15 protein-coding genes are annotated in these 19,729 nt (G+C 65.6%); 2 read left to right on the forward strand and 13 right to left on the reverse strand.

All coding sequences use genetic code 11. The annotated features are described in order from the left end of the window. The 3 genes from BRAO375_RS04245 to BRAO375_RS04255 all read right to left on the reverse strand — a co-directional run. The coding region (locus tag BRAO375_RS04245; RefSeq protein ID WP_035638903.1) for a caspase family protein at window positions 1–1,837 on the reverse strand (1,837 nt) is incomplete at its 3' end. Window positions 1,838–2,013: 176 nt separating this feature from the next. Beyond that, window positions 2,014–5,538: a DNA polymerase III subunit alpha gene (gene dnaE / locus BRAO375_RS04250; protein WP_009026220.1), complete on the reverse strand. Its 3,525-nt coding sequence runs from the start codon at window positions 5,536–5,538 to the stop codon at window positions 2,014–2,016. Window positions 5,539–6,011: 473 nt separating this feature from the next. After that, window positions 6,012–6,725, reverse strand: a complete 714-nt coding sequence (locus BRAO375_RS04255; RefSeq protein WP_009026221.1) for an outer membrane protein — start codon at window positions 6,723–6,725, stop codon at window positions 6,012–6,014. Between the two features lie 267 nt (window positions 6,726–6,992). On the opposite strand from BRAO375_RS04255, the gene BRAO375_RS04260 reads away from it, so the two are divergent. Continuing rightward, window positions 6,993–7,328, forward strand: coding sequence for a DUF3551 domain-containing protein (locus BRAO375_RS04260; RefSeq protein WP_009026222.1), 336 nt, complete (start codon window positions 6,993–6,995; stop codon window positions 7,326–7,328). 134 nt (window positions 7,329–7,462) lie between these two features. Here BRAO375_RS04260 and BRAO375_RS04265 read toward each other — a convergent pair whose 3' ends face one another. After that, on the reverse strand, window positions 7,463–8,242 hold the full coding sequence (locus BRAO375_RS04265; protein ID WP_009026223.1) for an outer membrane protein: 780 nt from the start codon (window positions 8,240–8,242) through the stop codon (window positions 7,463–7,465). Window positions 8,243–8,704: 462 nt separating this feature from the next. Then, the gene (locus BRAO375_RS04270) at window positions 8,705–9,475 is read right to left on the reverse strand and encodes a helix-turn-helix transcriptional regulator (RefSeq protein ID WP_009026224.1); all 771 of its coding nucleotides are present in this window, start codon (window positions 9,473–9,475) and stop codon (window positions 8,705–8,707) included. A gap of 126 nt (window positions 9,476–9,601) precedes the next feature. Between BRAO375_RS04270 and BRAO375_RS04275 the strand changes: the two genes are divergently transcribed. Then, a complete protein-coding gene (locus BRAO375_RS04275) occupies window positions 9,602–10,681 on the forward strand; it encodes an alcohol dehydrogenase catalytic domain-containing protein (protein WP_035638907.1) in 1,080 nt (359 codons plus the stop codon). Window positions 10,682–10,693: 12 nt separating this feature from the next. On the opposite strand, the gene BRAO375_RS04280 is transcribed toward BRAO375_RS04275, so the two are convergent. The 8 genes from BRAO375_RS04280 to BRAO375_RS04315 all read right to left on the reverse strand — a co-directional run bounded on the left by BRAO375_RS04280 (window position 10,694) and on the right by BRAO375_RS04315 (window position 19,637). Then, entirely contained in the window at window positions 10,694–11,395 is a 702-nt protein-coding gene (locus BRAO375_RS04280) for an ABC transporter ATP-binding protein (protein WP_009026226.1), read from the reverse strand. 7 nt (window positions 11,396–11,402) lie between these two features. Continuing rightward, the gene (locus tag BRAO375_RS04285; RefSeq protein ID WP_035638910.1) at window positions 11,403–12,683 is read right to left on the reverse strand and encodes a lipoprotein-releasing ABC transporter permease subunit; all 1,281 of its coding nucleotides are present in this window, start codon (window positions 12,681–12,683) and stop codon (window positions 11,403–11,405) included. 95 nt (window positions 12,684–12,778) lie between these two features. Further along, window positions 12,779–14,113: a proline--tRNA ligase gene (gene proS / locus BRAO375_RS04290; protein WP_009026228.1), complete on the reverse strand. Its 1,335-nt coding sequence runs from the start codon at window positions 14,111–14,113 to the stop codon at window positions 12,779–12,781. 208 nt (window positions 14,114–14,321) lie between these two features. Beyond that, window positions 14,322–14,819 carry a TlpA family protein disulfide reductase gene (locus tag BRAO375_RS04295; RefSeq protein ID WP_009026229.1) on the reverse strand — a complete coding sequence of 166 codons (498 nt, stop codon included), beginning with the start codon at window positions 14,817–14,819 and terminating at the stop codon, window positions 14,322–14,324. Further along, window positions 14,816–16,042: a sialidase family protein gene (locus tag BRAO375_RS04300; RefSeq protein ID WP_035638913.1), complete on the reverse strand. Its 1,227-nt coding sequence runs from the start codon at window positions 16,040–16,042 to the stop codon at window positions 14,816–14,818. Before BRAO375_RS04300 ends, BRAO375_RS04295 begins: the two co-directional genes overlap by 4 nt. Before the next feature lie 8 nt (window positions 16,043–16,050). Then, window positions 16,051–18,453: a TonB-dependent receptor family protein gene (locus BRAO375_RS04305; RefSeq protein ID WP_009026231.1), complete on the reverse strand. Its 2,403-nt coding sequence runs from the start codon at window positions 18,451–18,453 to the stop codon at window positions 16,051–16,053. A gap of 93 nt (window positions 18,454–18,546) precedes the next feature. Beyond that, window positions 18,547–18,990, reverse strand: coding sequence for a DUF2946 family protein (locus BRAO375_RS04310; RefSeq protein ID WP_009026232.1), 444 nt, complete (start codon window positions 18,988–18,990; stop codon window positions 18,547–18,549). A 140-nt stretch (window positions 18,991–19,130) separates the two neighbouring features. Then, window positions 19,131–19,637 carry a copper chaperone PCu(A)C gene (locus BRAO375_RS04315; protein ID WP_009026233.1) on the reverse strand — a complete coding sequence of 169 codons (507 nt, stop codon included), beginning with the start codon at window positions 19,635–19,637 and terminating at the stop codon, window positions 19,131–19,133. Window positions 19,638–19,729 lie beyond the last annotated feature (92 nt).

A 19,729-nucleotide genomic window follows, 5' to 3' on the forward strand; every position in this document is an offset into this window, starting at 1 on the left:
ACGGTGCTGGCGCAGGCGCTGCCGATGCGGGCGAACGCGCGTTCGGCGCCTGCGCTGACGGCGGGACCGGCGGGCCACCGCGGCCCGGCACTGGCAGCGCATTGATATTGGCCGGCCCCTGCCCTGGGGCTGGCCCCTGCCCAGGTGCACCGATGGGCGGCGCAGGACGGCCTGGAGGAGCATTGGCCTGAATCGCGGGCGGCGCGCCCGGCCGACCAGCGGCGGTGGCAGCCGGTCCCGTTGGCGGCGGCGGCACCTTGCCCTGCTGGATCAGCGTGGCGCGCTGCATGACGGCCGGTGGCAAAGCGGGCGCAACCGCTGCAGCAGGCGGCGTGGTCGCGGCCGGCCCTGCCGAGATCGGACCGGACGGTGGCGCGGGCCGGTTGATCACAGTGTTGATGACGGTGGTGTTGTGGATGTTCTGATAGATGATGTTGTTCGGCGGAGGCGCGACGAAGGCCGGCGGGCGGACATAGACCGGAATCGGCACGAACACCGGGCGCGGCAGGATGAAGAGGCCGACCGGCGCGTAAGGCGGCGGCAGCTCCACGAACTCAGGCGGTGGCGGCGGCAGGATGTAGACCGGCGGTGGTGGCGGCGGCACGAAATCGAAATCGGGATCCGAGAACAGCAGCACCGGCCGCTCGACATAGGTGATCTCGTCGAGTGGCGGCGGCGGCACGTCGTACTCGATCATGGCGAAGCTCGGCGGCGGCTCGGGAGGAGCCGACAGGATCGCCAGCCGCCGGCGCGCATCCGCGGCGTGGGCGCCGTAGGGATAGCGCTTCAGATACGACCAATAGGCTTCCGCGCTGTCTGTGCGGTAGGTGCGCCGCCAGGTCAGCGCCTCGCGGCGCGCGGCGACGATGGCTCGCACGCGCCGGGCGAGCGGATCGCCCGGATAGGCAGCGATGAAATCCTCATAGCCCTGCAGCGTGTCGCGCTCGAGAGCCGCCGTATAGGCCTCTTGCACGGGCAGCTCGCGGATCGGCCGCGCGCGAAGGGCTGCGGTCTGCTCGGGCGAGACCTGCGGGGCCGGCGCATCAGGCGCCCGTTCGAAGAAGGTGAAGGTGGCCTGGATCTTCTGCGCATCCCACGGCACCTGGGCGCCCTTGGTCTCCTCGTTGACGCGCAACCGCAGACGGTCGAATACCTCCGGCAGCGACAGGCCGCCGGTGCGGATCATCTCCGCCAATGAGCGGGCATAGACGCCGTAATTGCCGGTCTCGCTCGGAGCGATCGTGCCGGGCGCGGCGTTGAACGCGATCAGCATGTTGTTGTCCGGCTCGACCAGCGCGAGCCCGCCCGCAATCGTCGGACCAGCTGAAATGAACGGCTGCTGGCGCGCCGCGTCGAGCACGACGACGCCGGCCTTCAGCTGCGTCGCGGCGAGCTGGCGGATGTAGTCGCTGAGCCGCAGGCCTTCGGTCGGGATGTCGACATCGCTCGCGATATTGGCATCGACCGGGATGAAGTAGTTCTCGCCGGCGAGCTGCATGCCGTAGCCGGCGAGATAGACCATCGCCACCGTGTTGCCCTCGGACGACTGCGCCTTGTGAATGAAATCGCGGAAGCTCTTGCGCAGCGTGTCGGCATCGAGGTCTCGCGCGCCGACGACGTCGAAGCCCGCCGCCTGCAAGGTCTGCGCGATCAGGCCGGCGTCATTGGCCGCCGTGGCCAGGGTGCCTTTGGTATAGGCGCTGTTGCCGATCACCAGCGCGATGCGCTTCTCCGGTGCGGGCTGCTGCGCTGCAGCAGGCCGCGATAAACCTACCAGCGCGAGCAGGCAAAGCGCGACGGGGACGATAGTCTGAGAGTTGATCTTGGCCAAGCGCATGACGGTTCGAGCCCTTATCGAGGCACCTGCCCCGGATACAGCGCGCGGGTGGCTGAACCGCGGTTGAACGGAGGCATGCCGGAACAGCGAAGTTGCAGCTTTTTCGTTCCACCTCGCCCGCGCCCCTCCGAGCAGGACAGCCAAGCCAAGGCCGCCCCATCGAAAATCGGCTCGCCTCAGAGCTGCTGCACCTCGACCACGCCAGTCACGGCCTTGATGGCGCCTGCAATTTGTGGCGAAACCTTGAAGCGACCGGGCAGCTTCATCTCCACCTCGGTCTCCAGGTCGAGCATCATCACAAGCGAGACCTCGCCTTCGCCGGCGGCGGCTCGCGGCGGCGGCGCCGCGGCGCTCTTGGCTGCGGCACCATTGCCATTGGCCGCAGCGCCATCCCCCTGCAGCCGCTTGACGATCGAATCGAGCGGCTTGGTGTCGCGCAGGAAGATGCGCAGGCCGCGCTGGGTCTTGGCGGCGGCATCGTCGAGCGGCTCGGCATGCAGCACGCGGGCGCGGACGTCCTCACCCTGCAGCTCGGCGCCGAGCTGCAGCAGTACGGCTGCACCCGGCTCGAGCACGTCGCGATATTGCGCGAGCCCTTCGGAGAACAGCACGGCCTCGAAATGGCCGGTCGGATCCGACAGGCCCATGATGCCCATCTTGTTGCCGGTCTTGGTGCGGCGCTCCATGCGCGACACCACGGTCGCCGCGACCTTGCCGGCGGTGGCGCCGGTTTTCACCGCGCGCGAGAACTCGGCCCAGCTCTGCACCCGCAGCCGTTTCAAGGCGGCGGCGTAGTCGTCGAGCGGATGGCCGGACAGGAAGAAGCCGATCGCATCATACTCGCGGCGCAGGCGCTCGGCCGGCAGCCAGTTCTCGATGTTCGGCAGGATGATCGCGGGCGCATCGGCCGCATTGCCGAACATGTCGTTCTGGCCTGATGTCGCAGCCTCGTTGGCGCGCTGGCAGGCGGCGACGATGGCGTCAGCTCCGGCGAACACGCGGGCGCGGTTCTTGTCGAGGCAATCGAAGGCGCCGGCCGCGGCCAGCGTCTCGATGATGCGTTTGTTGATCGCGCGTGGACTGACGCGGCTGGCGAAGTCGGCGAGCGAGGTGAACGGGCCGCCCTTGCTGCGGGCCTCGACGATCATCTCGATCGCCTGCGGCCCCACGCCCTTGAGCGCGGCGAGCGCGTAGAAGATGGTGTTGCCGCTGACCTCGAAGGTCGGGCCGGAGCGGTTGATCGACGGCGGCTCGACCTTGATGCCCAGGCGCTGCGCCTCGGCGCGGAATTCCGAGAGCTTGTCCGTGTTGTTGAGATCGAGCGTCATCGACGCCGCGATGAACTCCACCGGATAATGCGCCTTCATGTAGGCGGTATGGTAGGACACCAGCGCGTAGGCGGCCGCGTGCGACTTGTTGAAGCCGTAGTCGGCAAACTTCGCGAGCAGGTCGAAGATGGTGTCGGCCTGGTCCTTCGGTACGCCGTTCTTGACGGCGCCCTCGACGAAGCGGACGCGCTGCTTGTCCATCTCGGCGCGGATCTTCTTGCCCATGGCGCGGCGCAGAAGATCGGCTTCGCCGAGCGAATAGCCGGACATCTGCTGCGCGACCTGCATCACCTGCTCCTGGTAGATGATGACGCCGAAGGTCTCCTTCAGGATCGGCTCCAGAATCGGATGCAGATATTCCGGCTCCTCCTCGCCGTGCTTGCGGGCGCAGTAGGTCGGGATGTTGGCCATCGGACCCGGGCGATACAGCGCGACCAGCGCGATGATGTCCTCGAACCGGTCGGGGCGCATGTCGATCAGCGCCCGCCGCATGCCCTGACTTTCAACCTGGAACACGCCGACCACGTCGCCGCGCGCCAGCATCTGGTAGCTTGGCGCGTCGTCGATCGGCAGGGTCGCGAGATCGACATGGATGTCGCGCTGCTTCAACAGCTTCACCGCGACGTCGAGCACGGTCAGCGTCTTCAGGCCGAGGAAGTCGAACTTGACGAGGCCAGCCGGCTCGACCCATTTCATGTTGAACTGGGTGACCGGCATGTCCGATTTCGGATCGCGATACATCGGCACCAGCTCGCTGAGCGGCCGGTCGCCGATGACGATGCCCGCGGCGTGGGTCGAGGCGTGCCGCGTCAGACCCTCCAGGCGCATCGCGATGTCGAAGGCGCGCGCCACGACCGGGTCCTCGTCGCGGAACGCCTGCAGCTTCGGCTCGCCCTCGATGGCGGCGGCGAGCGTGACGGGCGCCGCCGGATTCTGCGGCACCAGCTTGGTCAGCTTGTCGACCTGGCCATAGGGCATCTGCAGCACGCGGCCGACGTCGCGCAGCACGCCGCGCGCCTGCAGCGTACCGAAGGTGATGATCTGCGCCACCTGGTCGCGGCCATAGCGCTGCTGCACGTAGGAGATCACCTCGCCGCGGCGGTCCTGGCAGAAGTCGATGTCGAAGTCCGGCATCGAGACGCGCTCGGGATTGAGGAAGCGCTCGAACAGCAGCGCGAACCGCATCGGGTCCAAGTCGGTGATGGTCAGCACCCAGGCGACCAGCGAGCCTGCACCGGAGCCGCGGCCCGGACCGACCGGAATGCCGTGCGCCTTGGCCCATTTGATGAAGTCCGACACGATCAGGAAGTAGCCCGCGTACTTCATGCGCATGATGACGTCGAGCTCGAAGGCGAGCCGCTTCTGATAGTCCTCCTCGGTCATGCCCGGCGCCATGCCGTGCACCTTGAGGCGGCGCTCGAGACCCTCCTCCGCCTGCCGCTTTAGCTCGGCGGCCTCGGCGCTGGCGGCGTCCACGGCATCGGCGCCATTGCCGGCGCCGACCGTGAAGAACGGCAGAATCGGCTTGCGCGTGCGCGGCCGGTACGAGCAGCGCTCGGCGATCTCGACCGTCGAGGCCAGCGCCTCCGGAAGATCGGCGAACAGCACCGCCATCTCGGCGCGGGTCTTGAAGCGATGATCGGGGGTCAGCTGCACGCGTTCGGTGTCGGCGATGAGATGGCCGCCGGCGATGCACAGCAGCGCGTCATGCGCCTCGTAATCGTCCGTGCTGGCGAAATACGGCTCGTTGGTCGCGACCAGCGGCAGGCCCTTGTCATAAGCGATGTCGATCAGCCCGCCCTCGACGCGCCGCTCGCGCTCGACGCCGTGACGCTGCAGCTCGATGTAGAGGCGATCGCCGAACTGGCTCGCCAGCCGCTCGCACCGCTGGGCGGCCAGCGCCACCATGTCGTGCTGGATCGCCAGCGAGATCGGCCCGTCCGGTCCGCCGGTCAGCGCGATCAGGCCATCGACGCCCTCCGTCAGCCAGTCGAACTTGATGTGCGGCGCCTGATGCGTCGGCGTCTCCAGGAACGCCCGCGAATTCAGCCGCATCAGATGCCGATAGCCCTCCTCCTTCGCGGCCAGCAGGACGATTCGCGACGGCTGCGCCACCGCGCCCGCATTGCGCGCATTCGGGTCCATGTCGCCGAAATCGATGGCCAGCTCGCAGCCCGCGATCGGCTGGATGCCGTAGCCCGCCATCTTGTCGGAGAATTCCAACGCACCGAACATGTTGTCGGTGTCGGTCAGCGCCAGCGCCGGCTGGCGGTCGGCCTTGGCGAGCTCGCCGAGCTTGGCGATCTTGATCGAGCCCTTCAGCAGCGAATAGGCCGAGTGGACGTGGAGATGGACGAATCCGGCGCTGGACATGCTCGCCTTGCAACTTCGCTTGAGGGCTTCCGAAAGCTGCGCGCCGGTCCAGTCGGGAGATGACCGATCTCGGGATCCGCGATCCCGCGACCGACTCGCTTTGGGTATGATATCGGATCAGTCGCGCGCGAGTCCGGCGGCCCGGACGGCTGTCCGGCTTTTCCCCAGCCGGGCCGCCCTTCGAAAAATCAAAGCTGTGGAATGATTTGCGCCCACAGCGCGATCATCCCGACGAACAGCGTGATCGACGCCAGTGCGGCGGCTTCTTCGACGAAAACCTTCAGCATGGGGACCTCCCTGAGTCAGAACATATGAAGAACAATGTTCCTTTTTCGTTCTCAGGTCAAGCGCGGCGGGAAGTCGTCTCGCTGCCGATGCGGTTGCTTGGTTAATTGATCTCGATCGGCAAGAAAAAGGCCCCGGCGCGGGTTGCGCCGGGGCCTGCATGCTCAAGGGAACGGACGCGCAGCGACTCAGTACCGCGTCGCGACCGGGCCGCCGAAGCGATAGTTCAGGCGCGCCGTGAACAGGTCGACGTCCTGCTTGATGCTCTCGGAGCCGAGCGCGCCGAAGCTCACGGTCTGTCGGTCCATGAACAGATGGTCGTATTCGACGCCCACCGACCAGTTCGGCGCGAAGCCGTATTCGAGGCCGGCGCCGACCACGCCGCCCCAGCGGGTGTCGTCGTTGGAGCCGAGGAACGCACCGGTCGCCGAGTTGGTGATCGTGTAGGTGTTGCTTGTCACGGCCGCACCACCCTTGGCGTAGAGCAGCACGTTGTTGAAGGCGTAGCCGACCTGGCCGGTGAACAGACCGAATGCGTCGGTCTTGGTGCGGTTGCGGGTCGCGAACAGCGCGCTCACATTGTCGCCGGTGAAGTCGGCCCAGTTGCCCTGCGCCTCGACACCGAACACGACGGGGCCCATCTGCCAGCGATAACCGAACTGGCCACCGATCGTGCCGCCCGACGAATCATGCGAACCCTCGCGGCCGCCGCCGACCAGATCCCAGGTGTTGTGGCTCCAGCCGCCGCCACCGTTCGCACCGATGTAGAAGCCGCTCCAATCATAGATCGCGGCCATCATCGGCGCAGGCGCCTTCGTGTAGGGACGCGCGGCGAGATCCGCGGCCAGCGCCGGCGAGGCCAGCACCACGAGCGCCGTCGTCATCAACACAAGTTTCTTCATCTGAAAGTCCAGTCTCGTCTCATTTGGCCCCCAGGCCAGCCGCACCTCTTAACGATCCATGGCGGAATTGCTGTAGCCTGAGGGTCACAGGGTGCTTCTGAAGGCACCCCAGACATGTCTGGAAATTAATCTGCAATCACAGTGTGTTGATGGAACTTTGTGATTTGCAAGACGAGGCCGACCGACTACACACGAGGCGACCTGTTCGCATCGCTTTGTCATGCAACGCGGCGAAGGTTGTCATCACCGGATGAAGGGAGATCGTTGATGCGTGACGTGTTCTATGCGGCCCTGGCTGCAGCCGGCCTCGCGGTCGCAGCCCATGCTCCGGCTCACGCCGTCGGAGTCAGGCACGCGTTCTGCCTGCAGGGCGATCAGCACCCAGGCTTGAGCAATTGCACGTTCGACACCTACGCGCAGTGTCAAGCGACGGCGTCGGGACGCCTGCTGACCTGCATCGCCAACCCTTATTTCGCTGGCGTCAGCAACGATCCGCGCGCAACGCCCTATCCCTATCCGAACCGGCAGCGCATCAAGCCGCGGCCGCCGGCACCGAATCCCTACGCGCCCTTCCCCAACCCGTTCGTGTTCGAAGAGGACTGAGCGGAGTTGACGTCGGACGGAGGACGCCGTCGCTCGGATCTTCCGCCGCGACCTCTGTCAAGCGGTGGCATTCAGAGAAAAGCTCGTCGAGGCCAAGACCTCGACGAATTTTTTTAGGCCGATCTGACCAATCGTCAGTGCATCATGCCGAGTCCGAAACCCGGACCGAACTTGTAGTTCAGCTTGACCAGGCCGATATCGACGTCCTGCTTGATGCGGTGAGTCATCGCGGGCTGGCCCGCGGCGGCAACGAAATTCAGGTTCTTGTTGCCAAGGAAGATGTGGTCGTATTCCACGCCGACGGACCAGTTCGGAGCAAAGCCGTATTCGAGGCCAGCGCCCACCGTGCCGCCCCAGCGCGTTGTATTGGCGCGATCGAGCATGACATTGGTGCCAGTCGTAAAGGTGTCGTAGCGATCGCCGACGACCGCGGCACCACCCTTGAGGTACAAGAGAACGTTGTCGAAGGCGTAGCCCACCTGGCCGGTGAACAGGCCGAAGCCGTTGGTACGCGACCGGTCGCTGACATTGGGCAGAATCAGGTTGCGATTGGTGCCCTTGAAGTTGGCCCAGTCGCCCTGCGCCTCGACGCCGAACACCCAGTTGGCCATCTGGTAGCGGTAGCCGATCTGACCGCCGACCGCGGCGCCGCCGCCGCCCGAGCAGCCCTCGCGATTGGCCGCCGGATTCACCGCAACGCCGGCGTTCGAGACGAGGTTCCAGCAGTCCCGGCTGGAGCCGCCGCCGGCATTGAAACCGACATAGAAGCCGCCCCAGTCATAGACCGTCGCCATCACGGCCGGCGGAGCCTTGGTGTAGCCCCCCTTCTTCATCGGAAGATCAGCCGCCAAAGCTGACGTCGCGACGGCCATTGCGCCGAGCCCCACCGCTGCGCCGTAAAGCGTTTTCATCATCGAACTCCGTAGCTTTTGTCCCAAGGTCCCCAGACCCTCTCTTCCGTCGCAAAAACAAGCGCAGCGACGCAGTGCTCATGCCCTTTGCATTTGCGTCGCCACATCACGTGTTGGGCGGACTCAACAGGTTGTTTCCGGCTTTTATGGGATTTGACGCAAACGCCTATTTTTCAAGGGTTTTGCTGCTACATGAACAAACAACTAATAGGATATGTGGAGGAGTCGTGGCCAACGTCCATCGCGCGCCACAATGCGGGGCGGTGCCGAAGTTGTGATCGGGCCATTTTCCCGTCACCGAGGAACTCTCGTGTCTCGACGGCGCATCTTCAAGGCACCGCTGACCATCTTGCGAATGAGTAGCACCATCATCCGCAAAACCGACGATTGTATGATCGCCTCGATAGGTGGACATGCATTGCGATCGCCGCTGATCGCACTGATGTCCGCAGACAATCGCGGTGCTCACGTGTAGTAGATCGCGAGCTTCAAAGCGGGGTCGTCGTTCGACTGAAACGTCGCGTAGCGCAGCTTCACGCGCCCCTTCTTGGGATGATCGAGCAGCTTCTCGCCCGCAGCGAGTGCCTTGACGTCGTGGGCAGCCCACAACTCATCGAACTCGCGGCTGCCGCCGCGCAGCCGCGCGAGCAGATCCACGAATGCAGGATCGCCGGCCCACAGATCGTAGGTCACGCGAAACTGCGCGACCATTCGTCTGGCCAGATCCTTCCATTGCGCTCCGAACAGCTTGCGCACGCCCGGCACACACAGCATCAGCAGCAGCGTGTTGCGATCCTCGTCGGCGAGCTGTGAAAAGCCGAAGATCTCGTCGGCCTGATCATTCCAGGCCAGGACATCCCAGCGCCGTCCCGAGATGTAGGCCGGCTGATTCAGGCTCTGCACCAGTTCGCGCAGTCCGAGCGGCACCTGTTCACGCGCGAAGGGTTTGCGCGCCGGTGCGCGCGCCAGCGCCTTGAGATGCGCGTGCTCCGTTCGGGTGAGGCGCAGGGCGCGCGCCAGCGCATCGATGGTCGACGGTGACGGCGTCACCGCGCGGCCCTGCTCGAGGCGGATGTACCAGTCGACGCCGATGCCGGCGAGTTCCGCCACTTCCTCGCGGCGTAGCCCTGCCGTGCGCCGCCGTCGCCCGGCCGCGAGCCCGACCGCTTGCGGCGCCAGCTTCTCGCGCCGGGAGCGCAGGAAGCTGCCGAGTGCGGCATGTCTTGGATCGCTCATGGCGCGCTCCCTAGGCGGAAGGGTTCCAGACTGGGCCCAGCTAGTCCTAGGATAATACCAGGCCTTCTCGCCGACAGCATAGACCGGCAGTCTCCCGTCCCGCTACCCGTGGAATGGAGAACGATCATGAAGGCAGCCGTGCTGAAGCGTCTTGGATCGCCATTGGAGATCGAGCAGGTCGAGGACCCCGTGCTCGGCACCGGCGAGGTCATCGTCGACATCGCCGCGGCCGGCGTGCTGTCCTATGCGAATGAGGTATTCAGCGGCGAACGAAAGTATTTGCTGGAGCTGCCCGCCATTCCCGGAACGAGCGGCATCGGCCGGGTCAGCGCTGTTGGCCCCGACGCGACGCATCTTGCGATCGGCGACTGGGTGTTCTGCGATCCGACCGTGCGCTCACGCGACAACGCGCTCGCCCCCGACATCACCCTGCAGGGCCTGAGCGCGCGGGGACCTGGTGGGCTGAAGCTTCAGCAGTATTTCCGGCACGGCTCGTTCGCGCAGCGGATGCGGCTGCCGACGGAGAACGCCAAGCCGATCGGTGTCATCAATCCTGATGATGCTGCGCGATGGTGCGCGCTCGGCACACTGCTCGTGCCCTATGGCGGCTTTCTCGCCGCCCATCTGCAACCCGGCGAGACCGTGCTGGTCAGCGGCGCTACCGGCCGGTTCGGCAGCGCCGCCGTTGCCGTGGCGCTCGCCATGGGGGCTGCTGCGGTCGTCGCGCCCGGCCGCAACGAGGCCATGCTGGCCGAGCTCACGCGCAGGTTCGGCGCACGCGTCCATCCCGTCAGACTATCCGGCGTCGCAAGCGAGGATACCGAGCGCATGAAGCGCGCTGCGTCCGGCCCGATCGACTGCGTGCTCGACATCATGCCGCCCTCGGTCACGACCGATGTCGTCAGGTCGGCCGTGATGACCGTGCGTCCATATGGGCGAGTGGTGCTGATGGGCGGCGTCGGCATGCTCGGCGGTCCCGGGCTCGATCTGCCCTATCCCTGGATCATGCGCGACTGCATCACGATCCACGGCGTCTGGATGTGTCCGCCCACCGCGACGGTGAAGATGGTGGGGCTGATCAGGGGCGGCTTGCTCGACCTCGCGCAGTTCGAACCGACCTGCTTCGGTCTCGACCACGCCAACGCGGCGGTGGCCCATGCCGCCGCGCACCGCGAGCCGTTCAAGATGACGGTGATCAGACCCTGATCGCTTCTAGGCTCAATCCAGCTCGACGACCTTGCCGGCGACGATGGAGACGCGTCGGTCCATGCGGCCGGCCAGCTCCATGTTGTGGGTCGCGATCAGCATCGCGACCCGGGTTGCCTTGGTGAGCTGCATCAGGGCGTGGAAGACATGCTCGGCGGTGCCGGGATCGAGATTGCCGGTCGGCTCGTCCGCCAGCAGCGCACGTGGCGCGTTGGCGACCGCACGTGCGATCGCGACGCGCTGCTGCTCGCCGCCGGAGAGCTCGGAGGGGCGGTGCTTGATGCGCTCACCGAGCCCGAGATAGGCCAGGATCTCGCTCGCCCGCTTCACCGTCTCCGAGCGTTTCAGGCCGCGGATCATCTGCGGCAGCATCACGTTCTCCAGCGCCGTGAACTCCGGCAGCAGCCGGTGCGACTGGTAGACGAAGCCGATGTCGGTGCGGCGCATCTGGGTGCGCTCGATGTCGGTCAGCTGCGACGTCGGCGTGCCGCCGACATAGACCTCGCCCTCGTCGGGGCTCTCCAGCAGACCCGCGATATGCAGCAATGTCGATTTGCCCGAGCCCGACGGCGCCACCAGCGCCACCGACTGCCCGGCCCACAAGGCAAGCTTGGCGCCGTCCAGGATCGTCAGCTGCTTCTCGCCCTGCATGTACCGGCGCTTGATCTCGTGGAGATAAACGACCGGGACGTCTTCTGCCCCCTGCTCTTCCATCAGCGCCTCACTCGTAGCGAAGCGCTTCGACCGGGTCTAATCGGGCCGCGCGCCAGGAGGGATAGAGCGTGGCCAGAAAGGACAGGGTCAGGGCCATGATGACCACCGCGCTGGTCTCGCCGGCATCGATCTCCGCCGGCAGCTTCGACAAGAAGTACAGCGTCGGATCGAACAGGTCGGTGTTGGTCAGCCACGACAGGAACAGCCGGATGGTCTCGATGTTCATGCAGATCAGCAGGCCGACGATGAAGCCGGTGAGCGTCCCGACCACGCCGATCGAGGCCCCGGTGATCAGGAAGATCCGCATGATCGCGCCTTGCGAGGCGCCCATCGTCCTGAGCACGGCGATGTCCTGGCCCTTGTCCTTGACCAGCATGATCAGCCCGGAGACGATGTTGAGCGCCGCCACCAGCACGATCAGGGTGAGGATCAGGAACATCACGTTGCGCTCGACCTGCAGCGCGTTGAAGAAGGTCGAGTTGCGCTGGCGCCAGTCGACCAGGAACACCGGCCGGCCCGCAGCCTCGGTCACCGTCTTGCGGAACTGCTCCACCTTGTCGGGATTGCTGGTGAAGATCTCGATCGCGGTGACGTCATTGTTGCGGTTGAAATAGGCCTGCGCCTCCGCCAGCGGCATGAACACGAAGCTGGAATCGTATTCGGACATGCCGATCTCGAACACCGCCGCGACCTTGTAGGGCTTGATGCGCGGCGTGGTGCCCATCGGCGTCACCGCGCCCTTCGGCGCAACCAGCGTGATGCTGTCACCTGCATGCAGCGAAAGCAGGTCGGCGAGACGGCGGCCGATGGCGACGCCCTGGCCCTCGTCGAAGCCTTCCAGCGTGCCCTGCTTGATGTTCTTGGCGATCGAGGTCAGGTTGGTCAGATCCTGCGAGCGAATGCCGCGGATGAATACGCCCGACGCGTTGAACGGCGATGAGCCGAGGCCCTGGCCGTCGACCACAGGTGCGGCGAGCCGGATGCCCTGCACCTGCGAGATCCGCTCCGAGACGTCCTTCCAGTCGGTGAGCGGCGATTCCAGCGGCTGCACCAGCAGATGGCCGTTGAGGCCGAGGATCTTGTCGAGCAGCTCCTTGCGGAAGCCGTTCATGACCGCCATCACGATGATCAGCGTCGCGACGCCGAGCATGATGCCGAGGAACGAGAACCCCGCGATGACCGAGATAAATCCCTCGCGGCGCCGGGCACGCAGATAGCGCCCCGACAGCATCCACTCGAAGGGCGCGAAGGGCGCGGTCTGCACGGGTTCGGTCATGGCGTTATCCATTGCGCGATCATCCCATGATTCGGGCCGATTGTGGCCGGATTGGCCTGAAATGGGCTGGCTACCCCGGTGGATAATCCGATGATCGAACGAACGGCTCAGCTCGCCATGGTTCCAGCGCCGAGCCGGGCCACGATATCGGCCGGCGACATCATCTCGCGGGCGCCGTCGCTGCGATTCTTCACCTCGACCTTGCCCTCCGCCAAGCTCTTGGGCCCGACCATGATCTGCCAGGGAATGCCGATGAGGTCGGCCGTGGCAAATTTGCCGCCCGCGCGCTGCTCGGTGTCGTCGTAGAGCACGTCCACGCCCTTGGCGAGCAGATCGCGATAGAGCTGTTCACAGGCCGCATCAGTGTCCGAACCGCCCTGCTTCAGGTTGAGGATCACGGCGCGGAACGGCGCGACCTCCTCCGGCCATTTGATGCCGGCGTCGTCGTGGCAGGCCTCGATGATGGCGCCGGCGAGACGCGACACGCCGACACCATACGAGCCGCCATGGATCGTGACTTCGGCTCCATCAGGACCGGCGACCAGCGCCTTCATCGGCTCGGAATACTTCGTGCCGAAATAGAAGATCTGGCCGACCTCGATGCCACGGGTATGAACGCGGCGCTCCGCAGGCACCTCGGCCACGAAGCGGGCGCCGTCGTGGACGTCCTCGGTCGCGGCATAGAGCGAGGTCCATTCCTTGATGATCGGCGTGAGGTCGCCGTCATAATCGACCGACGCGGGCGGGATCGGCAAATCGAGCACGTTGCGATCGCAATACACGCCGGACTCGCCGGTCTCGGCGAGCACGATGAACTCATGGCTGAGATCGCCGCCGATCGGGCCGGTCTCGGCGCGCATCGGGATGCCCTTCAGGCCCATCCGCGCGAAGGTGCGCAAATAGGCGACGAACATCTTGTTGTAGGCACGCCGCGCGCCGGCCTCGTCGAGATCGAACGAATAGGCGTCCTTCATCAGGAATTCGCGGCCGCGCATCACGCCGAAGCGCGGACGCTGCTCGTCGCGGAATTTCCATTGGATATGATAGAGATTGAGCGGCAGGTTACGGTAGGACTTCACATAGGCACGGAAGATCTCGGTGATCATTTCCTCGTTGGTCGGCCCGTATAGCAACTCACGCTTGTGACGGTCGCTGATGCGCAGCATCTCCGGACCGTAGGCGTCATAGCGGCCGCTCTCGCGCCAGAGGTCGGCGAGCTGCAGCGTCGGCATCAGCAATTCGAGCGCACCGGCGCGGTTCTGCTCCTCGCGGACGATCTGCTCGATCTTCTTCAGGACCTTGAAGCCGAGGGGCAGCCAGGCATAGATGCCGGCGGCCTCCTGCCGCAGCATGCCGGCGCGCAGCATCAACCGGTGCGAGACGATCTCGGCTTCCTTCGGATTTTCTTTCAGAATGGGCAGGAAAAACCGCGACAAACGCATGGGTTGGGCCTTCGAGATTCGGTTCGGGCTGGCGCAGTCAAACCGGATCAGGCGGCAAAACACAAGACTGGGATTGAGAAAAAGCGGCTAAGCCACCGTATTCCCGATCATTTTACTGGTTTCGCTGAAGCGGAGGATGAACGGCGAAAGCACGCCGGTTTCCGGAACGCGCGGGGCGCGGCCCGGCCGAGCTTGGCCCTCCACCGCCCTAATGCGGCCGCACCTGCGCCTGGGACCATTTGTCGAGGTCGCTGATCTCGGCGCTGCCCTCGATGGTCTCGATGGCGCCATCGCGGGTCACGAGCATGGTGCGCGGAATGTCGCCTTGCCAGGACGGATCGACCTCGAAGCGCAGCCGCTCGGCATAACCGTCATTGAAGATGAAGTTCTCGGCGCCGGCCAGCCCCGCCTTGTCCAGCATCGCCTGGGTCGCGGTGCTCAGATTGGGCACCAGGTCGGCGCTGATGGTGACCACATCGATCTCGGGGTGATCGGCCATGAACTTGCCGAGCTGGGGCAACTCGATCTTGCAGGGGCCGCAGGTCACGCCCCAGAAATGGATCAGGGTCGGACGTCCCGCATGGGCGCGCAACACCTCCCGCCAGCTGCCGCGCTCGAACGGCTTCAGCGACGGCGAAGCCGCCGTGCTCGGGCCCGTCAAGGCTGCAAGGGCAAGGACCGCAAGAACCGCAAAGGTCTTCTTCATGACTCGTCTCCGATGGCCTGCAACCGATAGCCGTCCGCCTTGGTCATCCAAGACAGGAAGATCTGCTTTCCGCGCGCGACCAGCAGCGGGTGATCCGACGCATTGTCCGTGCTGGCAAGCGCGCGCGGCTTCGACCAGGTCTCGCCATCATCGCGGGACTGCATCATCATGACCGTGGTTCGCTCGCCGTCGAACTCCTTCCAAACCAGTGTCGTCGCGTCCGGGGTCGCGAGCACGTAGGGACGGGTCGGATTGCGATCGGCCTGGCCGATCGCCATGGGCTCGGAGAAGGTACGCCCGCCGTCGCGCGAATGCGCATAGAACAGTCCCTTGCGGATCTTGCCGTTGGTGAACCAGGCGACGTGATAGGCGCCGGACGGCGACACCGCGAGGCTCGGCCCCTGATGGGGACAGGCCTTGATCTGCCAGTCGTCGGTGCTGACCCGATAAACTTCGCCGGGCGTCGTGAGATTGCTGAAGGTGACCACGGCATGATCGCGCACGCTGCCTTCGAAGATGTTGCGGAACACCACCACCGGACGTCCCGGCCCGGCGAAGGCAAGACCGAGCCGGCAGCATTCGCAGGTGTTGTCCTGGGCGAGCGCAGCCTCGGCGTAGGTCGCGCCCTGGTCCTGCGACGACGCGAAGAACAGCCCTGCCCCCTCATAGGCACGCCCGGCTGCCTTGGCCGGCGCGCGGTTGCGCTTGTCGAGCCAGGCGACGAAGACGGTGCCGTCCTGGTCGAGTGCCAGCGCCTCGAAGCGCTGGCTCTCGTTGCTCGATGTGATCGGACGCAAGGGAGCGAAGCTTTTGCCGCCATCGTCGGAGCGCGTGTACAGCACCTGACCATTGAAAGCCTGATCGCGGAAGATCGAGAACGCCACCGCGAGCGCGCCCTTGCCGTCGACGACGAGCTTGGGCCTGGCATCAGGCCCCCAGTCCAGATTGAGCTGCTGCTCGGTGACCGGCACGGCCGCGGAATAGCTCTGGCCGCCGTCGGTCGAGCCCGCCACCGACACGCGCCCTCCGGCCATCCAGGCCAGCCAGAGCTTGCCGTCCTCGGCGAAGAACGGCGTCACCTTGGTCGCGCATCGGAGCTCGGTGCCCTCACAGGCCGCGTCCGAACCGTGCTGATGCACCATCTGGGCTTGCGCCGCGATCGGCGCGCTGAGAAGACCGATCGCCAGTCCGAGCAGACTGCTTCTGAGCCGTGACGTTGTCATGTGCGTCCTCATCGGAATGCCACCTTCATGCCCGCCATGAAGGCCCGTGGTGAGCCGGCGTAGATCGTCCCAGTGGTCGCCAAGACCTGCACGCCCGAGTTCACCGCGTTCTGAACGTTATTCGCCGACGCGATGTAGGTGCGATCGAAGACGTTGCGGATCTCGAAGAAGACGTTCATCGACTTGAACGTCTCTGAGGCAAGGTCGGTCTTGTAGTGGACGTTAAGATTGACCAGCTCATAACCGGGCGCCTTCTGCAGGTTCGCGTTGTCCAGGTAGAAGGAATCCTTCCATTGGACCTCGACGAAGGCACCCAGTCCAGCCAATCTGCCGCGATCGTGATCGTACCCGATCCGTGCGGTCAGTTCGTTCGGCGAAATGCCGGGGATCTTGTTGCCGGCGCGGTTGAAGCTGAAGAGCGCCTTGGTCACGCTGTCTACGACGTTCTCAGTATAGTCGGTGTAGACTTGATCGAGGTAGGTGTAGGCGGCAGTGAACCGCCAGCCCGGCAGGAACCTCCAATCCGCTGCCAGCTCAAGACCGCGATGTTCCGAGCGCGGCGCGTTGAAGGTGTAGGACGTGTTCTGCGCTCCCGTGACCGCCTGTGTGACGATCTCGTTGCGGAAGAACTCATAGAAGCCGGTCGCGCTCACGGTCACCGCCCGGTTCGGCGTCCAGTCCAAGCCTATATCGTAGCCGAGATTGGTCTGGGACTGCAGCTGGGTGTTGTTGCCGAAAGCGCCTGTCGGCAGAACGAACAGGTTCGAGGCTTGCGGCGTTCCATAGCCGGTGGCGACACGGGCCCGCAGCAGCCATTCACTGTTCACCTTGTACAGAATCGCCAGCTCTGGAGCGAGGTTATCGAACTGACGGTCCGCGGTGGTGATGCTCGTGGTCGTGGCGCCGGCCAGCCCGGTATAGGTATAGGCCGTGTTCACGCCGCGCAGATGGGTGCGTTCCCAGCCAAGGCCGGCCACCGCAGTCAGCGCGGCCGTCAGCTTGAGCTCCTCACGTGCGCGCAAGCCGTAGTTGGTCGTCTCGCTCCACGTGTTCGCCGAGAGCCGCCCGAGCGCCGCGTTGCCGCCTGGAACAACGAAGCGCGTATCTCCCGAGGCGGTCAGGGTGTTGTAGAAGGCACCGAAGAACGCCGTGGATTCCAGGCCGAAGATCTCTCCGCGCCTGGTGACGTCACTCATGTAGTTGTAGGACGGATAGTCGCCGATCGCGCTGGTCGATCCCGTCGGCTGGCTGATGTTGCGATCGTCGAACACGAACTGGTTGCGCCAGGTCGTGTTGTTGTCGAAATCATGTTCCCAGCGGCCACCCACGATGGTCCGTCGGTCATTACGGCCGAGACCGGCCTGCAGCGCAGTCTCCTGGTCGACGCCACCGGCCGAATTGAAGCCGTTCTTGTTGAGTCCGACGGTCGCACAGCCGCCCGCTAGCGACTTCCCGGTGGTGCAGCCCTGCTGATACGGGTTTTGATAGTATTGGCTCAGCGTGTACCGGATCGGCAGCCGCGTCGACAGCTCGTTGTTGATGATCTTGACCGTGAAGCGGTCATCCGATGTCACCTTCAACGTCCCGAGGAAGTTGACCGTCTGGGTGTTGAACCAGCTGTTGCCGAGATAGCCGTCGCCGCGCACGTCGCTGGTGAACAGCGAGCCTTCGAAATTGCCGACCTTCTTGCCGAACGCCAGATAGTTGCTGAGATAGCCGAAGCTGCCGCCCTCGCTGCCGATCTCGGCGCCGTTGATCGCACCGCCCGGGCGGGTCCGGAAGTTGATCGCGCCACCCGTCGCATAGTTGCCAAAGAGGGCCGAGGACGGCCCGCGGATCACGTCGACCGCACCATAGGCATGCGGATCGATCAGGTCGCTGCGCGACAGGCCGTCCGGCTGCGTCACCGGAAACCCGTCGTCGAACAGCACGATATTGCGGATGCCGAAGCCATTGCGGGCATTGGAGCCACGGATCGAGATGCCGAGATCGCGCGGGCCATTGCCCTGCTTGAGCGACACGCCCGGGCTTTCGCGCAGGATGTCGCTGACGGAGAACGCCGGCCGGTCGTCGTAGCGGCTGCGGTCGATCGTGGTCGCGGTCTGGCCGGACGGCGACTGGCCGAGCTGGTCCCGCGCGGCGCTCGCGCTGGATGCCCGGTCGGATGCGGCCACGCCTTGGCCGGAGGCGTTGGCCGCGGAGGCGGCTGTCGGCCGTGGCGCGCGGCTGCTGACCGCGGCCGCCTGCGCAGCCGGCTTGCGCGGCGTGCGCTGTGGCGCCGCGCGCGGCGCGTCGACCGTGACGGGCGGCAGTTCTCCCGCGGGCTGGGCGTGCGCGATCGTGGCCGGCTGCAACAGCACCAATTGCAAGGCGATCACGCTCACGCCGCCAAGGGCATGATGACGAAACATGTGAGACTTCCCCAACGCCGGCTCCCATGGCCGGTCTTCCTGATGCACAACCGATCGGTGCGCGCTGTCGCGCGCCGATGACGACGTCTGAACTCAGGAGAGAGGAGGAGGCCCTCTGGGTTGTGCCTGCGACCACGGGACGAGTCGCACAAGCCGGAACTCGCGCGCGAACCAATCGATGCGCGCCGTGCTCCGGAGTGGAGCGGCGTGGGCCGGCGCCGGCGGCGCATCGACTGCGGCTGCGGCGTGGAGCACGCAGCACATGACGCAATCGAGGCCGCACGCCGTGCGGTCCGACTCGCGATCGGACGGCGCGGCGCCCGGCTCGGCATGACAGATCACGGCGCCGCCGAACGGATCGATGGATGCGATCGCCGCGGCCGTCATCGCCGAGGCGGCCACCGGGGCCAGCGCCTGGATGATCAGCGCCAGCAAGGCCAGCGGGAACAGGCGCGCGATCCAGCGGCGACGCGCACTGCCGTGCGCGCGCCGCGCATTCCTGCATCGACTGGCTGTGATCGCGCGGACGGACATCATGGCGCGGCGAGCCTCCCGGCCGCCCCACGCGATCCCAACCCAGCCAACGCGCGGGGCAGCAGGCCCGTGAACGAGCCTGCGAGAGCCGCGCAGTTGAGGACGCGTCGATCCATCGAATGCCCCCGCACCAGACCGGTGCGCTACATCTTATGATCGTGCTTCATCATGCTGCCGCCCTCGCCGCCCGGCCCCTTGGCGCCGACGGGCTGAACGTCGAGCGTCACGGCCACCTTGCCGGCCTTCTCGAACTCGAGCGTCACCGGCAGCTTGTCGCCCTGCTTCAGCGGGCTCTTCAGCTCCATCAGCATCAGATGATAGCCGCCGGGCGCCAGCGCGACGGTCTTGCCCGGCTCGATCTCGAGGCCCTTCTCGAGCGGGCGCATCGTCATGACGCCGTTGTTGACCGCCATCTCGTGGACTTCGATGCGGCCGGCGATGTCGCCGGAGACGGCAACGAGCCGGTCGGGAGCGCTGCCCTTGTTCTGGATGGTGAGATATCCGGCTCCGGTCTTGGCGCCGCCCGGCGTGGCGCGGCTCCACGGCTGGGAGATGACAAGGTCACCGGCTTTGATGTCAGCCGCGAACACGGCGGGCGAGCCGGCCAGCAGGAGAGCGACGGCAAACAGAGAGCGCTTGAGGAGCGTCATGTTGAAGGTCCTTTTTGAAAGTTGATCGCGACGCGCCCGCCGGGGCATCGGTCGGGCCTGCACCTTGTGCGGCCGGACAAGCAAAGCGGATG

The sequence above is a fragment of the Bradyrhizobium sp. ORS 375 genome, from assembly GCF_000239775.1.
Taxonomy (GTDB): Bacteria; Pseudomonadota; Alphaproteobacteria; order Rhizobiales; family Xanthobacteraceae; genus Bradyrhizobium.

Coding starts and splice junctions, on each gene's coding strand:
- BRAO375_RS04270 (WP_009026224.1), bottom strand. CDS start 9,475: ATGAGCGATCCAAGACATGCCGCACTCGGCAGCTTCCTGCGCTCCCGG.
- BRAO375_RS04285 (WP_035638910.1), bottom strand. CDS start 12,683: ATGGATAACGCCATGACCGAACCCGTGCAGACCGCGCCCTTCGCGCCC.
- BRAO375_RS04275 (WP_035638907.1), top strand. CDS start 9,602: ATGAAGGCAGCCGTGCTGAAGCGTCTTGGATCGCCATTGGAGATCGAG.
- BRAO375_RS04310 (WP_009026232.1), bottom strand. CDS start 18,990: ATGATGTCCGTCCGCGCGATCACAGCCAGTCGATGCAGGAATGCGCGG.
- BRAO375_RS04255 (WP_009026221.1), bottom strand. CDS start 6,725: ATGAAGAAACTTGTGTTGATGACGACGGCGCTCGTGGTGCTGGCCTCG.
- BRAO375_RS04305 (WP_009026231.1), bottom strand. CDS start 18,453: ATGTTTCGTCATCATGCCCTTGGCGGCGTGAGCGTGATCGCCTTGCAA.
- BRAO375_RS04295 (WP_009026229.1), bottom strand. CDS start 14,819: ATGAAGAAGACCTTTGCGGTTCTTGCGGTCCTTGCCCTTGCAGCCTTG.
- proS (WP_009026228.1), bottom strand. CDS start 14,113: ATGCGTTTGTCGCGGTTTTTCCTGCCCATTCTGAAAGAAAATCCGAAG.
- BRAO375_RS04300 (WP_035638913.1), bottom strand. CDS start 16,042: ATGACAACGTCACGGCTCAGAAGCAGTCTGCTCGGACTGGCGATCGGT.
- BRAO375_RS04280 (WP_009026226.1), bottom strand. CDS start 11,395: ATGGAAGAGCAGGGGGCAGAAGACGTCCCGGTCGTTTATCTCCACGAG.
- BRAO375_RS04260 (WP_009026222.1), top strand. CDS start 6,993: ATGCGTGACGTGTTCTATGCGGCCCTGGCTGCAGCCGGCCTCGCGGTC.
- dnaE (WP_009026220.1), bottom strand. CDS start 5,538: ATGTCCAGCGCCGGATTCGTCCATCTCCACGTCCACTCGGCCTATTCG.
- BRAO375_RS04265 (WP_009026223.1), bottom strand. CDS start 8,242: ATGATGAAAACGCTTTACGGCGCAGCGGTGGGGCTCGGCGCAATGGCC.
- BRAO375_RS04315 (WP_009026233.1), bottom strand. CDS start 19,637: ATGACGCTCCTCAAGCGCTCTCTGTTTGCCGTCGCTCTCCTGCTGGCC.